Here is a 15,602-nt window from a genome sequence, read left to right as displayed (position 1 = left end):
AAATACACATATTAAGTTAAGCATCATCACAGTCTTATTACGAGACCATCCTCAGTTCCTGTAATGATGTTGCTTGGCTTGCCTGTAAGATCTTTGCCTCCGACAAAGTACTGATACTCATGAAGGATTTTGTCCCTCTGCATGCCGGATATTGCCTGTTTCATATCTTCTGAAGCAAGTCCCTTCTCCCCAAAGAGATCTATTGATGAACTGTCGTACGTACCAAAGGAAATCGCCACATTCTCTATGGAAGCATTTTCTCTGGCCGGGAGCTCTTCTACGGTAAGATCCATCCCCTTCTTGGTCTCTTCCTTAGGAGCTTCCACAGGCTGTTCCTGAACCTGACTTGGCTGTGCCGAAGGCGCCTGTGTACCAACCTTGATGTTGTTATCTACAGCTGGGGGAATGTTATACGCATTATAATTACTAAAACCACCAATTCTATCTAATGCCATTCTCCTCATCCTTTCCAATAAAACATTTTTCTTTGCAATGATTATATCGGAAAAATAAATCTATACTTAATACTATTATACTAAAAAAGCCTTAAAAAGCACGTCTTTTTGTGAATTTTAAGGCCTTTTATATATATTTTATAGTTATTTGGTTATTCCGGCGGCTGTAAGGAGCTGCTTGGTGTAGGAAGCCTTAGGATTTCTGTAAACTTCCCTTGTTGCTCCATACTCAACAACCTGACCATTCTTCATGATCATGACATGATCGCTTATCTGATAAACCACCCTAAGATCATGGGAAATAAAGATTATTGAAATTCCATGTTTCTTGTGAAGATTCGTAAGTAGCTCCATGATCTGAGCCTGAATGGTTACATCAAGGGCTGAGACCGGCTCGTCTGCGATAAGAAGCTTGGGCTCCCTCATCAGTGCAATACCGATACACACTCTCTGCCTCTGGCCTCCTGATAATTGCGAGGGATACCTGTCCAGCATACTAACAGGAAGTTCAACCTCCTGCATAATCTCTTCAGCTCTTTTACGCCTCTCTTCCTTGGTCCAGTGCCTCTCCTTATCAACCTTAAGAGGCTCCTCCAAAAGCCATCCGATCTTCTTGGCAGGATTAAGTGAGTTGTAGGGATCCTGGAAAACCATCTGTGGCCTTCCATACTTTTGCCAGATTTCTCCCTGATAGTCCTTGTTGATACCGACTATAGCCCTTGCCAGCGTAGACTTACCGCATCCCGATTCCCCTGCTATAGCAAGAACTTCTCCCTCCTCCATGTCAAAAGAAACATCGAAAAGAGCCTGTATTTTTTTGTTTTTCTTTGAAAAGAGTTTGCGCTTTCTGTTCTTGTAAAAGACATTAAGCCCACTTACTCTTAATACTTTTTCTTTTTCCATCCGTGTTATACCACCATCAGTTATCCAGATCAATCTTGGGAATAGCTGCTATAAGTTTCTTGGTGTAGGAATGCCTTGGTCTTGAAAAAACAGTCTTGGTATCCCCTGACTCAACGATGTTGCCCTTTTGCATTACTATTACTCTCTGGCACAGCTGACTTACAAGACTTAGGTCATGGGAAATAAAGATAATTGACGTTCCCTTCTCCCTGTTAAGCTTTTTAAGGAGTTCAACAATCTGAGCCTGAACTGTTACATCAAGGGCTGTGGTAGGCTCGTCCGCAATAAGTATCTGCGGATTTCCAATCATGGCTGCAGCTATCATAACTCTCTGTCTCATACCGCCTGAAAGCTCATGTGGATACATGTAATAAACTTCGTTAGCATTCTCAAGTCCCACATCAAGCAGCATATCTATTGCCATTTTCTTGCGCTCATTCTTTTTGATCTCAGGGTGGTGAATGCGAAGAGACTCCTCCACCTGCCAGCCAATGCGCTTAACCGGATTAAGACTGGTCATAGGTTCCTGGAATATAATGGAAATCTCATCTCCCTGAAAGGACCTTAATGTCTTTCTATCGCAGGTAAGAAGGTCATGTCCTTCAAACATAATTCTCCCTGTCTTCTTAATGGCATGTCTGTTTAAAAGGCCTGCTATTGCCAGGGCGCTCATACTCTTTCCGGAGCCTGATTCGCCTACTATTCCCACAATCTCTCCTGCCCCCAGCATCAGATCAAAATCTTCCACTGCAGTTTCCGGAGTATCGGAGTCATGAAATTCTATATGGAGATCAGTAACATCAAGAATTATTTCCATCTCTTAATCCCCTCTCCCAGAAATGCAAAACCAAGTACCATCAAAACTATGACGATACCGGGGCATAAAACGTAGCTTGGTCTTGTAAACATATACTGCTGAGCATCTGAAAGCATACGTCCAAGGCTTGCATAAGGAGGCTGTGAACCAACTCCCAGATATGAAAGCCCGGCTTCTGCCAAAACCGCATTATTAAATCCGATAAGAATTGATGAAGCAAGAACTCCCTTTATGTTAGGCAGGATATGCAAAAAGATCATTCTAAAATCCGAAACACCCTGAAGCCTTGCATTCTCTATATAATCCATATTCTTGCATCTAAGCACTTCACCCCTTACAATTCTGGCAAAGCTTGGCACAAAGGCTATTCCCAAAGATATTACAAGCTGTGGCCAGCCCACACCAAAAACGCTGACAATTACCAGGGCCAGAAGAATACTTGGAAATGCAAAAAGCGCATCGATTACTCTCATGGTAACTTCGTCTATCATTCCGCCAAAATAGCCTGTGATAGATCCGATAATTGTGCCTACTCCGGCACCGATAATGATGGTTCCTATGGCAATCATCAAAGTCACTCTGCTTCCGTACATAACTCTGCTGAATACGTCCCGGCCCATATTATCAGTTCCCATAATGTGCCTAAGAGAAATCCCCTGGAGCTTTTCTGAAGCACTCATCTTGGTGGGTTCATAAGGCATCCAAAAGCAGCCCACAATTATCATTAGGAGAATGACTCCCATGATAATACCGCCTATCAAAACATATGGATTTTTCAGTAATTTCTTAAACCTGTTATTTTTCATAATCACTCTTTAATCGTCTATATCAATACGTGGATCGATAATTCTATATATAATATCAACCAGGAAATTAACCCCGATAACAATCATAGCTATTCCCATGATAATGGCTTCTACCACGGGATAATCTCTGTTACTTATACTGGATAACAGAATTCTGCTGATTCCCGGTATATTGAACACCTGCTCAATAACAATACTGCCTGCCACCATGTCAGCCAGCGCCATTCCAAGGAATGTGATAACCGGAATCATAGCATTTTTCAAAACGTGTCTGTATAAAACTCCGTTTGTATTATTGCCTCTTGAATATGCGGTTCTCGCATAGTCTTTTCCTGCTTCATCAATAAGATTGCCTCTTAGCATCTTGACTGTCATGGCAATCTTGGGAAATGCAATTGCAATTGAAGGGAAAAAGAGATATCTAAGAAAGCCCTTTATATCCTGGGTATAGGAAACAAATCCTCCCGGTGTAAAGAGTCTTAGGATCATTCCGAATATAAATGTAATAAGAATACCTGAAAAGAAAGGTGGTATTGCCATTATCACCTGATTGATAACAGTAATACTCCTGTCCAAAATACCATTTTCATATTTTGCTGTGGCGATGCCCACAGGGATTGAAATAACAACTGTGAAAAAGAATGCAAGAAGTCCCAGGGTAAGTGTAATAGGGATCTTGCTGAGAATAAGGCTTGATACCGGAACGCTGTAGGTATAAGAGGTTCCGAAATCTCCCTGAAGAAAAGCAACAAACCATCTGAAATAGCGAACTAAAAGCGGATCGTTAAGTCCCATTTTTTCTCTTGTCTGGGCTACAAGTTCAGGAGATGCCTCAAGGCCAAGCATTCTGATGGCAGGGTCTCCCGGAAGTACATTAAAAGCGAGGAATACGCATAGCGAAACCACTATCAAAGTAACTATCGTAGATGAAAGCTTTTTGAGTGTGTATTTCATATGCATATTCCCCGCATGTCTTTTCTTATAATATTACTGTGCCGGTCTTATCTTGGCAATATCCTGCACATAAAGAGGATAGAAAACATATCCTGTGAACTTCTTGTTCAGTACCACAAACTCAGGAAGGTCCTGAATATATACGCTTGCAGCTTCCTTAGAGAGTATTGTTTCACACTCTTTGTAATACTTGGTCTTCTCAGCGTCGTCTGTAGCTGCAGTTGCGTTGGCATAAGCAGCGTCATAGTCAGCACTGTTAAAGTTAACAAAGTTCTTACCATTGTCAGAAACATATCTGTTAAGAAGAGCTGAAGCTGAAAGTGTTGAAGCATCAATACCAACTACTGTTGCCTCAAACTGTCTGCCTGAGTATACATCGCTAACCCATGAGTTCCACTCGATTTCCTGAATATTGGCAGTAACACCGATTTCCTTGAGCTGCTCTGAAATAACCTGAGCAGTGTCAACGTGCTGTCCATAGTTGGATGGAACTGTGATTGTAAACTCAAAGCCGTTTGGATAACCAGCCTCAGAAAGGAGCTCTTTAGCCTTATCCACGTCTAAATTGTAGGTATCGTTAAGTTCCGGCATAAAGTACTTGCTAAATGCAGGAAACATAGCGCTTCCGATCTCTGTTCCGGCGCCCTCTGATACGAAATCCATAATTTTCTGAGGATCAACTGCGTAGCAAAGTGCCTGACGAACTCTCACATCATCAAAAGGTTTAACTGCATTGTTGAGGTAAAGAGCCTGTACAAGGTTCATTGTTCCCTCATAAACCTGGAATTTATCTGAAAGCTGGCTAACCTGAGTAGGTGTAACACGAGCCATCATGTCAATTGAACCGCCTTCAAGGTCAAGTACGATAGCATCCATGTTAGCTTCAATCTTGAATACTACGTCCTTGATGTATGCCTTCTCTCCCCAGTAATCATCGAATCTTGTAACAATGAAATTCTCCTGTGGTGAGTTGCTGACATACTTGTATGGGCCTGTTCCGATAGGTGTTGTCTCCGGATGCTCATTGGCCTCTGGAATAATAGCTACAGTAAGCTGTGTAAGGAAATCTGAATCAGAATCCTTAAGTACTACCTCAACGTGGCTGTCATCAACAATATTAACACTGTCAATTGCCTTGTAAGCCTTGATAAGTGGCTCACTTCCGTCCACACCCATATTACGTTCAAGGGAATATTTGATATCCTCTACTGTAACATTAGATCCGTCATGGAACTTGATACCATCTCTCAAAGTAAAGGTGTAAACCTTACTATCCTCTGAAATCGTATACTCGCTGGCTACAGCAGGGTTAAGATTACCTTCTGAATCAGCCTTAACAAGGCCTTCAAAAATGTTGTAGAATACTTCTCTTGTTCCTGCTCCTGTTGAATTGTGAGGGTCAAGACCATCAATATCCTGAGGTATTCCTACGGTAAGCTTAGAAAGATCATCCGCTACATCTGTAGACTGAGCCGCATCTGTGCCGGTCACTGCTTCAGTGCCTGCTTCCTGGCTATTTGCTACGCTTGCGGAATCTCCTGCCTTGTCACTTGAGCATCCACTCAATGCAACAGTCAGTGTTGTTAACACGACCATCAGAAGAGAACTTCCAATCCTTCCAATTTTCTTTCTCATCATGTTAAAATCTTCCTCCTATTAAATTATATGAATTGGCGCCACACAGAAAAAAGCGCCGACTGTGGTACACTCCTCTAGCACCACATTGCAAATATAAGACTTTGTCAAGAATTTGTCAACTCTGTATCATCTTAAGAATACTGCAAACCCACAAAAAGATAATGTCGGCAACCATGCTGGCGTACAAGTATCATAATTACAAGATCTCCAACATTTCTTTTATTCCAAAATTAGCAAAGAAAAAGAGCTACCAGATCTAAACCTGACAGCCCGTAATAGCTTATCCTTATCTAATATGCGTTTCCTATTATATCAAAGGTCTCACTCTTTTTTAAGTAGTGGAGTGTTCTTATCTGTAGAATCTGTGATGGTTCCATCAGCTTCCTTGCGAAGTACTGACTTGAGCTCATCCATAAAGGTATTAACATCCTTGAATTCTCTATATACAGACGCAAAACGTACATAGGCAACAGGATCCAGATTTTTCATCTTGTCCATTACAATCTCTCCGATTGCACGGCTCTGAATCTCTTTCTGTTCCATATTGAAAACTTCTGTCTCAACAGAATCCACAAGCTTGGTGATCTGCTCAGCACTTACAGGGCGCTTATGGCATGCTCTGAAAACACCTGCCTCAATCTTGGCTCTGTCATAAGGTTCACGCACATCCCCTTTCTTGATGACAATAAGAGGTATAGTCTCAACTTTCTCATAGGTAGTAAAACGTTTACCACAGGAGTCACATACTCTTCTTCTCCTGATAGAAGTATTCTCATCTGCTGGTCTAGAATCGATTACTCTTGTGTCATCTTTTCCACAGAAAGGGCATTTCATAGCGTTTCCTCCGTTTTACGCACATTTTCTCACGTTTTCAAGTTTCCACACTATATTGTATGAAAACTCCATCACTCCACAAACTATTGTATCATCAATTGTCGCGCTTTTCTACACTAAATTTCGAAGAAACCACGATACTTTCACACTTTTTTGGCGAGGAAGGAGGTTAGTTCGGCCTGGGTGTCTTTGACGGCGCGGAGGGCGCTGTCGTTGCGGCTTGGGAACTTGAACATTTTGTAGAGCCAGCCCTGCGCTTTGGCGAGCTCGATGCTCTTTGGGTAGACGAGCTCAAAGACGAGGGCGATGTGGCCTATGAGGTGCTCTGCAGGAGAAACCATGATGTCGCGGTTTACAGCCTTGTGCTCACGGACTTGAGCCATTACGTCATCGGACACGCCGGAGGTAAGAAGAACTTCTTCAGATACGTTGTAGATCTCCTCCATGGGAGTTTCTACGTTGACTCTGAGGATGTCTACTTTGTCGGCATCACGAAGGATATTGCAAAAGGTAAGGGCCTTACCGGTTACATCTTCTCTGATACGATATTTGTTGTGCTGCCTAATGACAAGTTCCATCATTGCATCAATACTTCTATCGTCTATATAGCCGAGAATAAGCTTTTCAGCCCCAAAGAGCAGGTCTGCCCCAAACTCTGCATGATCAACAGATTCAGAATCAATAAAGGTATTATAGCGTTTAACCTGCTCAAATCGTCCCACATCATGAAGCATACCGGATAACCATGCAAAATCCACCTCTTCCTCAGAAAGGCCGATAGATCTTGCGATTTGCTCACAGTTATCAGCTACTCTGTAGGTATGAGCGATTTTAAGAGCTATCTTAGGATCTGAAGGATCATATTTCCTTGTATATTCCGCAAAGTTTTCTCGTACACGCTTTCTGTCTAGCATTATCTTATCTCCTAAATATAAATGTCCTAAGAAAAAATGAAGCCCCTTGCATTAAGCAAGGGGCCATAAAAAACTATCTAATTATTTCCTCTGAAGGAAATCAGGTATCTTAAGTGACTTAGGCTCAACTGTGCTCTTAATCTCTGATGGCTTGTTAAGAGTAAGTGGCTGAGCAGGTCTTGAGATATTAACTGTACTTACTGTCTCAGCTGTTGGCTGAATAGGTGTAACAACTGTCTGAAGAGGTGTTACAGGTGATATAGGTGTCTGAACAACAGTAGGCTGTGGTGCTACTGCCTGGGCTGCTACGTGTGGAGCAGCTGCTACAGCTGAAGCAGTTGTAGCTGGTCTTGGTGTAGGTGCCACATTAACCTTGTCCTCAATACCTGTAGCAATAACAGTAATTGTACATGTATCTGTCTTGCTCTCGTCGTACATTGCGCCAAAGATAACATTAACATCATCTCCTGCAAGATTACGAACATACTCAGAAGCATCAGATGCATCAGCAAGAGTGATATCACCGGAAATATTGATGATAACATTAGATGCGCCATTAATCTTGGTCTCAAGAAGTGGAGACTCAACAGCCATCTTAACAGCATCTGTAGCCTTGTCATCGCCCTTACCGCTACCAATACCGATATGAGCAATTCCTCTATCCTTCATAACTGTCTGGACGTCAGCAAAGTCAAGATTGATAACTGCAGGTACATTGATAAGATCAGTGATTCCCTGTACAGCCTGCTGAAGAACTTCATCAGCCTTCTTGAGTGCATCCGGCATTGTTGTACGTCTGTCAACAATCTGAAGAAGCTTATCGTTAGGAATAACGATAAGAGTATCAACATTAGATTTAATATTCTGTATACCAAGCATAGCGTTCTGCATACGAACACGAGCTTCAAAGCTGAAAGGCTTGGTAACTACGCCAACTGTAAGGATTCCCATATCCTTAGCAAGCTTGGCAACAACAGGAGCAGCACCTGTACCGGTTCCGCCACCCATACCACAGGTAACGAATACCATGTCTGCACCCTTGAGTGCTGCAGAAATCTCTTCTGCGCTTTCCTCTGCAGCCTTCTGTCCGATCTCAGGCTTAGCGCCTGCACCAAGTCCCTTAGTAAGCTTTTCACCAATCTGTAAAAGCTTAGGTGCTTTACAGAGCTGAAGAGCCTGCTTATCAGTGTTAATACCGATGAATTCTACACCGGTAATATTTTCATCTACCATTCTATTTACAGCATTATTACCTGCGCCGCCAACCCCAACAACGATGATTTTGCAGCCAGATTCAGCCTCATTTGACTTAATCTCCAGCAAGACAACTCCTCCTTCACAAACCTCATAAACTCCTAATAGCTATGATACGATTTTTTGTTTCAATTATCAACCAGTTTTTTTAATCTAAATTTTTGTTTTTACGAAAACAATTTACTGATTTTTCTCTTCAAATGTTATGTTTTTGGTATCTTCGTCAAAATCTTTCATCTCCAGAATGCCTTTTTTCCCTTCCAGATTAGGCAGTATATACTGAAGTTGTATAATTTTTTCGTCAATGTAGGAACTTGTACCTACGCTCACTTCGATATCACCGAAATATAAGTATACATTATATTCGTTATCAAAGAAAATCTTATTTGCATGAAGATTGTATTTGTCCAAAAGCTGCGTTATATCAAGGATTTCAGCAAATACTGCTTCATTATCAACTGGAAGCTTCTCATGAAGAATAACGTAATTAAATTCCAGTCCCATTACCTGAGGTACCACATCGGAACTTTCCATGGAACTCTCAACCACTATTCCGTCCCTGTCAAAGTACATATAGTGTCCAAGATATGCAATGTATCCGGCAACTGCCTTCTCGTACACATTGATTCTTATTGTGTCCGGTGAAAGAATATCCACGTCCATTTTTTCTACAAAGGGAACGCCTTGAATACTCTTATCCCTGTATTTAAAAGATAAATAAAGGGAATTGTGGCTCAAAGTATCCGTCATGACCATATCTATGATCTGTTCGTTGGTATAGTGGGTATTTCCGCTAACATACACGTTGGTAACCTTGTAATTATCAACTATGTAGTTAAGGGCCACCACCAGAACAATCAGTACAGTAAGCACAATGCCAAGGATAATATACAGGCTTTTGCTGTATCGCAGGGATCTCACAAAGCCTTCAAGAGGATGAAAATCCTCTATTCTTTCCTTAAAGCTTGGACGGTAGCCATCGTACTCATATTCTCTTTTTCGTCTTTTAACCGCTTTTTTTCGTCGTTTCTTAACCATCCGTACTTATAATCTCAACTAAAAGTCTATTTATTCCCTTCCTATATTTCTTGCAACGTTAAGGGCAATTCCGACTTCTGCAAGCTGAACCATAACCGCCGAACCTCCGTAACTGATAAACGGAAGTGTGATACCTGTATTAGGAATAGTATTGGTTACAACAGCAATGTTCAGAATTACCTGAATGGAAATATGAGCCATAACTCCGATTACAAGAAGCGCGCCAAACATATCATTGGCATTATTGGCAATTATCATAAGTCTCCAGATAAGCAAAAGAAACATAAGCATAACCGCAATAGCACCAAAAAGTCCAAGTTCCTCGCATATAATGGAGAAAATCATATCATTCTGAGCTTCAGGAAGCTTCATTTTCTGCATGCTCTCCCCAAGGCCTTTTCCAAAGATTCCACCGGATCCGATTGCATAAAGAGCCTGAAGAGTCTGGAAACTTTCATCACTGGCATAGGCAGTAGGATCAAGCCAGGCAAGAACTCGTTTAAATCTGTAGTTCATGCCGCTGCTGTCCTCAGCGTTGGCTATTATAAGAATGATAATAGCAACAAAAGCTGCAAGCCCCAGGGCAACAATTATGTATCTCTTATATCCGGGAGTCGCTACAAACAACATGATAACAGCAATTCCCATAACGATAATGGCTGAACTAAGGTTCTGAGAAATCCTATATACCATAAGTGCCAGTATAAGAGGAAACACCAACGCGACACAGTAGCCTTTGAGTGTAACAAGACTACTTCGCATCTTGATTATTATTGTTGCTGTAAATATAATAACCGCAACCTTGGCAACTTCAGCAGGCTGAATAGAAACTCCGTGGAAATAGATCCATCTTCTGGCACCGTTAACAACTTTTCCGAAAGGATACAGAAGGAACAACAATACCACTGCCAGCGCATATATAGGAACCGTAAGTTTCTGCAAAAACTTATATGGGAAAAAAGACATAAAAATCATACCGGCAACACCCAAAAGTGTAGGTCCCAGCTGATGCTTGAAATAATAAGCAGAATCACCGGTGCTGACTCCCGCCTCGTATGAGCTTGTAGAATATAACATTATAAGACCAAAGGACAACAGAAACAGGACTACAAATATCAAACTGTAGTCCACATAAGTTTCTCCCTTTGGTTTTTGAAAACGAACTGCTTTTGCCAATTTTCCCCCCGTATAGATGCATAGCATCTATATATAACACAATAAAATCTATTATACCGGTTCATTCCGGCCAAAAATCAATCAGAAAGTTTATTAACGTAGTCCTTGAATCTCTTTCCTCTTGTCTCATAGTTAGGGAACATATCCCAGCTTGCACAGGCTGGAGATAAAAGAACTGCATCTCCGGGATTTGCACTCTCTGTGCAGAACTCCAGCGCTTCCTCATAGGTATCTTTAAATACGTAGTTTTCAAAGCCGTGCTTTTTAGCGCACTCAGCTATTTTTTCCTTGGTCTGGCCGATGAGAACAAGAAGCTTGATTTTATCGCCAAAGCTCTCAATCCACTCATCGTATTCACTGCCCTTGTCATAGCCACCTCCGATAAGAATTGTAGGCTTACACATAGCTCTTACTCCCTGAATAGCTGCATCAGGGTTAGTTCCCTTGGAGTCGTTGTAATAGTCAACTCCGCGCTTTGTGGCGACAAACTCTATTCTGTGTTCAACAGCCTTAAAGCCTCTGATAACCTCCAGAATTGTTGCAAGAGGCACATCCATTGCAAGGCTCATTGCTATTGCAGCCATAACATTTTCTACATTACAGATTCCAACAAGATTCATATCATGGATATTCATGATCTTCATGGCATTTCCTGCTGTAGCCATGAAAATATCCTCTCCATCAAGGAAAAGACCGTTAGAAAGCTTTTCATGACTTGAGAAGAAAACAACCTTTGCAGGGCATCTGTCACCGAATGCTCTTGTGTACTCGTTATCATAGTTAAGGACACAGGTATCATCCTTAGTCTGATTGTGTGTAATATTTTCCTTCATCTCCACATAGCACTCCATAGTATGGTGTCTGTTAAGATGATCAGGAGTAATGTTAAGGATTGCTGATACGTTAGCATGGAAATTATCAACAGCTTCCAGCTGGAATGAACTGATCTCTCCAACTGTAACAGAAGAATCCGTCATCTCCAGGGCTGCCTCAGCGTAGGAAACACCAATATTACCAACAACATAAGCTTTTCCAAAGTGAGCCTTCATGATTTCGCCAACAAGAGTTGTTGTTGTGGTCTTACCATTTGTTCCGGTAATAGCCACCATTTTGCCCTTCGCGAAATTGAAAGCAAGCTCTATTTCACTCCAAATAGGTATGTTCTTTTCTTTGATACGCATTACTGTAGGTGCATCAAGAGGAACACCGGGGCTTGGAACTGTAAGTGAAATCTCATCAAGTTCCTCGTCAGAGATAGCCCCTACAATGATCTTAGTAGCTTTTCTATCCTCTTCCTTTAACTTGTTTCTAATATCATTCTCTGTGACTTTAGTATTTTCCTCAAGAACTACAGGAAGGGCTCCCACCTTGTTAAGAAGATTAACTGAGCCTACTCCGGATAATCCTGAACCGATTACTAAAACTTTTTTACCCTTTAAATCTGCTGTCATATCACTAGCACCTTCATTTCATCAAACTTCAATTGTAATTATTCTTAGTTTATCTAAGTCCCGCATAAGCAATCAGGCACATAAGAATTGTAATTGTTGTAAATACATTAACGACCTTGGTTTCAGACCAGCCACCCTTTTCAAAATGATGATGAATAGGCGCCATTCTGAAAATTCTTTTACCATGGGTTGCTTTGAAATAGGAAACCTGCATGATTACTGATACAGCCTCAAGTAAGTAGATAAATCCAAAGATAACAATAAAGATAGGCATCTTCATCATGTAAGCCATACTGGTCACAAAACCGCCGATAGCAAGGGAGCCCAAATCTCCCATCATTACTTTGCCGGGATAAACGTTATATACAAGATATCCCAAAAGAGCTCCAAACATAGCAGCTGCCATAACTTCAGCTCCGGTTGCATTGTAGTGCATTGCTGCAATAACAAAGAAAGCTGCAACAACTGCTGTAACTGAAGCACAAAGGCCATCTACACCGTCAGTAAGATTTGTTCCATTACCTGTTCCCAAAGCAATAAAGAAAAGAATCGGATAATTTATAATTCCAAAATCCAGAGTTATGTCTGTAAACGGAATTGTCATTGCAAGAGAAATATCTGTAAACAGAGTTACATACAAAGCAAAGAGCACAACCACCACAAGCTGTCCAAAGAGCTTCTGCAGAGGCTTAAGGCCCTCATTATGTTTTCTTACAACCTTGATGTAGTCATCAAGAAATCCTACAACTCCAAATCCAAAGGTCAAAATCAGTACAGGGATTATTTCTTTATGATGTGCACCATAAAAGATACCTATAACAAGAAAAGGAATCAGAAAAATAATACCGCCCATTGTAGGGGTTCCTGTCTTTTTCTTGTGGGACTCAAGGCCCTCTTCTCTTTCAGTCTGCTTGGCCTTAAGTGATTTCAATAGTTCAATCACCTTGGGGCCTATAAGAACTGCAATAACAAAAGAAACCAATGTTGGTATCAAAATTCTAAGAACATAATCACTCACTGTTTTTTCCTCACTAACAACTATAGGCAACGATAACAATCAACCGGTCATTACTGATTACCTGTTTCTATACTTTCTAAATCTCCGGCAGTTCCTGTTCCATCAAAATCCGGAAGTGTATCTTCTCCTGCCGGACTTCCATTGTTTGGATCAAGAAGTTTTCCTGTCTCCGGGTCAATATAATACCCCGTCTCAGGGTCAACGTCAAACGACTGCCAGATAGACGATTTTTCTTTTCGTTCTGCATTGGCGGCATCCATTTCTTCCTGACTTATAGTGCCGTCATCACTCTGTCCCTCGCTTGCGCCTTCTGCTGTCTCTGTACCGTTTTCACTGCTATCACCTTCAGCAGCAGCCTCCGGAATAACAGGTGTAACCATCTTTTCACGAAGTTCTTCAAGTTCCTGCCTTTCTTTATCTGAAAGTTCTTCAGTCATAGGAATATTGAGATAAGGAAGAGCTTCTGTCAGGATCTTACGCACAAGAACTGTCGCAAGTCTTGCCTGGTCCTGCTGAGCTATATTGGGTCTGTCTACAACCACATAAATTGCTACCTTGGGGTCATTAGCCGGAGCTGCTCCCATAAAGGATACAACGTACTGTCTGTTACCACGGGGAAGAGTCTGGGCAGTTCCTGTTTTACCAATGATACGATATCCCGCAGGTCTTGCAGTTCTACCTGTACCTTCATCTCCCATAACAACCGCTTCGCAGTACTGTCTGATCTTATCGGAAGTACTCTGGGAAACTGTCTGTCTAAGAACTCTTGGTTCAATATTTTTAACAGTAGCTCCTGATGAGTTAACAATCTTTTTTACCACATGGGGTTCGTAGTAATAGCCACCATTTATAAGTGAGCAGTATCCTGTGATCATCTCGATCATATCTACATTAAAGCCCTGTCCGAAAGTGTTGACCGCAAGATCTGTTGGTCCCATGTCTGTTGCAGAATAAGTAAGTCCTTCAGTTCTGGCTTCTCCTGCAAGGTCAATGTTTGTCTTAAGTCCAAAGCCAAACTGCTTCTGGAACTTGGCAAAAGTGTTAACACCTATAGACTGGCCAATGTACATCATGGCAACGTTACAAGAAATCTCGATTCCTCTTTCTACAGATACATAGCCATCGCCGTAAGTGTTATGACATTTGATATCCCAACCACCTACGTTCAAAAATCCCGGGCAGTTATACACTTCGTTACCTGTAATTGTTCCTGACTCAAGTCCTGTAGCGACAGTAAATGGCTTGGCTACTGATCCCGGTTCATAGGTATCGGTAATACAGAAATTTTTCCATAGAGCATTGTAATTCTGGTAGAGCTCTTCATCTGTGAATCCGTCAATCATTTCCTGAGTGATATACACTCCTGAATCAAATACAGATTCTCCCTTAACCTTGTTGCCCTTTTCATCTACTGAAGGCATTCCGATAAGTCTGGAAGTATCTCTTGGATTATTGAGATCGTAAAAGGGATAGCTTGCCATAGCAAGTATCTCTCCGGAATTAACATCCATCATGATACAGCCCACGTTATTGGCACCATTTGCCTGTCTGACGTTATTGGCGTATTGATCATTAAATTCCTGAAGGTATTTCTCTACTATATTCTGAAGATTGCCATCGATGGTTGTTACAATGCTATCTCCATCTGTGGGAGCAATTGTAGTTCTCTCAAGCTTGGAATCATCATCAAGATATCCGTATTCTCTTCCTGCAGTACCTGACAGAACATCATTGTAGTATTCTTCCAGACCGTACATTCCGTAGTTATCACCGGAGGTAAAACCAATAACATCACAAGCAAGCTGTCCGTTTGGATACTTACGAACATATCCTGACTCAAACCATATTCCCTGGATATCTTCATTATACTTGTCTGTTCCGGGAGTTATCATTTCCTGAAATTCGGCAATCTGGTCAAAAGAAAGCTTTTTGGCCAGGACATAGTACTGAGAAGTTGGATGTTCACTGAGATATTTCCTAATTTCAGAAGCATCCACATCAAAATTTGTCACAAGAGCCTTAAGTGTCGGCTCCAGGTACTTCTCATCACGTAAAAGGAGCTTGGCATCAAGAATGAGATTGTAAACTTTCTCACTGTATGCAAGGATGGTTCCGTTTGCATCCAGTATTTCTCCTCTTCTGAAAGGAAGGGTTGTTGAGTCATATTGCTGCTGTGAAAGAACCTGCTTTTCGTATTCTTCGCCCTTGTTCATAGTAATATGGATAAGTCTGGCCCCTAACCCAACGAAAGCCAGTAGTACTAATACGAACAGTACTACCAGCTTTTTCTTCATTCCAATGGTAAATTTATAGGCATTCTTAGCTTTCTTTTTCTTCATTACTC

General features: G+C 41.5%; 14 protein-coding genes. All 14 read right to left on the bottom strand.

From position 1 onward, the window contains the following. Positions 1–26 precede the first annotated feature (26 nt). Positions 27–455, bottom strand: coding sequence for a hypothetical protein (locus G613_RS0100685; protein ID WP_029230810.1), 429 nt, complete (start codon positions 453–455; stop codon positions 27–29). 144 nt (positions 456–599) lie between these two features. Further along, the gene (locus G613_RS0100680) at positions 600–1,358 is read right to left on the bottom strand and encodes an ABC transporter ATP-binding protein (RefSeq protein ID WP_029230809.1); all 759 of its coding nucleotides are present in this window, start codon (positions 1,356–1,358) and stop codon (positions 600–602) included. 16 nt (positions 1,359–1,374) lie between these two features. Further along, positions 1,375–2,175: an ABC transporter ATP-binding protein gene (locus G613_RS0100675; protein WP_029230808.1), complete on the bottom strand. Its 801-nt coding sequence runs from the start codon at positions 2,173–2,175 to the stop codon at positions 1,375–1,377. Beyond that, positions 2,166–2,981: an ABC transporter permease gene (locus G613_RS0100670; protein WP_029230807.1), complete on the bottom strand. Its 816-nt coding sequence runs from the start codon at positions 2,979–2,981 to the stop codon at positions 2,166–2,168. The genes G613_RS0100675 and G613_RS0100670 overlap by 10 nt, the downstream gene beginning before the upstream one ends. A 9-nt stretch (positions 2,982–2,990) precedes the next feature. Next, positions 2,991–3,935, bottom strand: coding sequence for an ABC transporter permease (locus tag G613_RS0100665; protein ID WP_029230806.1), 945 nt, complete (start codon positions 3,933–3,935; stop codon positions 2,991–2,993). A gap of 33 nt (positions 3,936–3,968) precedes the next feature. Continuing rightward, entirely contained in the window at positions 3,969–5,573 is a 1,605-nt protein-coding gene (locus tag G613_RS0100660; protein WP_051151008.1) for an ABC transporter substrate-binding protein, read from the bottom strand. 321 nt (positions 5,574–5,894) lie between these two features. Next, positions 5,895–6,407: a transcriptional regulator NrdR gene (gene nrdR, locus G613_RS0100655; protein WP_029230804.1), complete on the bottom strand. Its 513-nt coding sequence runs from the start codon at positions 6,405–6,407 to the stop codon at positions 5,895–5,897. A 143-nt stretch (positions 6,408–6,550) separates the two neighbouring features. Beyond that, complete coding sequence (locus tag G613_RS0100650) at positions 6,551–7,321, bottom strand: HD domain-containing protein (RefSeq protein WP_196805020.1); 771 nt, start codon at positions 7,319–7,321, stop codon at positions 6,551–6,553. Between the two features lie 81 nt (positions 7,322–7,402). Continuing rightward, positions 7,403–8,644, bottom strand: a complete 1,242-nt coding sequence (ftsZ, locus tag G613_RS0100645) for a cell division protein FtsZ (RefSeq protein ID WP_029230802.1) — start codon at positions 8,642–8,644, stop codon at positions 7,403–7,405. 111 nt (positions 8,645–8,755) lie between these two features. Next, positions 8,756–9,613: a cell division protein FtsQ/DivIB gene (locus G613_RS0100640; RefSeq protein WP_029230801.1), complete on the bottom strand. Its 858-nt coding sequence runs from the start codon at positions 9,611–9,613 to the stop codon at positions 8,756–8,758. Positions 9,614–9,643: 30 nt separating this feature from the next. Beyond that, positions 9,644–10,816 carry a peptidoglycan glycosyltransferase FtsW gene (locus G613_RS0100635; RefSeq protein WP_155827998.1) on the bottom strand — a complete coding sequence of 391 codons (1,173 nt, stop codon included), beginning with the start codon at positions 10,814–10,816 and terminating at the stop codon, positions 9,644–9,646. A gap of 50 nt (positions 10,817–10,866) precedes the next feature. Further along, complete coding sequence (murD, locus tag G613_RS0100630; RefSeq protein ID WP_029230799.1) at positions 10,867–12,240, bottom strand: UDP-N-acetylmuramoyl-L-alanine--D-glutamate ligase; 1,374 nt, start codon at positions 12,238–12,240, stop codon at positions 10,867–10,869. Between the two features lie 49 nt (positions 12,241–12,289). After that, complete coding sequence (mraY, locus tag G613_RS0100625) at positions 12,290–13,258, bottom strand: phospho-N-acetylmuramoyl-pentapeptide-transferase (RefSeq protein WP_029230798.1); 969 nt, start codon at positions 13,256–13,258, stop codon at positions 12,290–12,292. 50 nt (positions 13,259–13,308) lie between these two features. Then, on the bottom strand, positions 13,309–15,597 hold the full coding sequence (locus G613_RS0100620; protein ID WP_029230797.1) for a penicillin-binding transpeptidase domain-containing protein: 2,289 nt from the start codon (positions 15,595–15,597) through the stop codon (positions 13,309–13,311). Positions 15,598–15,602 lie beyond the last annotated feature (5 nt).

The sequence above is a fragment of the Butyrivibrio sp. VCB2006 genome (genome assembly GCF_000420945.1).
In the GTDB taxonomy this organism is placed as follows: domain Bacteria; phylum Bacillota; class Clostridia; order Lachnospirales; family Lachnospiraceae; genus Butyrivibrio.
This window is presented reverse-complemented; position numbering and strand designations above follow the sequence as displayed.

Bases quoted from the DNA above. Each gene is read 5' to 3' on its own strand.
- G613_RS0100620 (WP_029230797.1), bottom strand. From the start codon at position 15,597: ATGAAGAAAAAGAAAGCTAAGAATGCCTATAAATTTACCATTGGAATG.
- G613_RS0100675 (WP_029230808.1), bottom strand. From the start codon at position 2,175: ATGGAAATAATTCTTGATGTTACTGATCTCCATATAGAATTTCATGAC.
- G613_RS0100670 (WP_029230807.1), bottom strand. From the start codon at position 2,981: ATGAAAAATAACAGGTTTAAGAAATTACTGAAAAATCCATATGTTTTG.
- G613_RS0100650 (WP_196805020.1), bottom strand. From the start codon at position 7,321: ATGCTAGACAGAAAGCGTGTACGAGAAAACTTTGCGGAATATACAAGG.
- G613_RS0100640 (WP_029230801.1), bottom strand. From the start codon at position 9,613: ATGGTTAAGAAACGACGAAAAAAAGCGGTTAAAAGACGAAAAAGAGAA.
- G613_RS0100680 (WP_029230809.1), bottom strand. From the start codon at position 1,358: ATGGAAAAAGAAAAAGTATTAAGAGTAAGTGGGCTTAATGTCTTTTAC.
- G613_RS0100685 (WP_029230810.1), bottom strand. From the start codon at position 455: ATGGCATTAGATAGAATTGGTGGTTTTAGTAATTATAATGCGTATAAC.
- G613_RS0100635 (WP_155827998.1), bottom strand. From the start codon at position 10,816: ATGCTATGCATCTATACGGGGGGAAAATTGGCAAAAGCAGTTCGTTTT.
- murD (WP_029230799.1), bottom strand. From the start codon at position 12,240: ATGACAGCAGATTTAAAGGGTAAAAAAGTTTTAGTAATCGGTTCAGGA.
- nrdR (WP_029230804.1), bottom strand. From the start codon at position 6,407: ATGAAATGCCCTTTCTGTGGAAAAGATGACACAAGAGTAATCGATTCT.
- G613_RS0100665 (WP_029230806.1), bottom strand. From the start codon at position 3,935: ATGAAATACACACTCAAAAAGCTTTCATCTACGATAGTTACTTTGATA.
- G613_RS0100660 (WP_051151008.1), bottom strand. From the start codon at position 5,573: ATGATGAGAAAGAAAATTGGAAGGATTGGAAGTTCTCTTCTGATGGTC.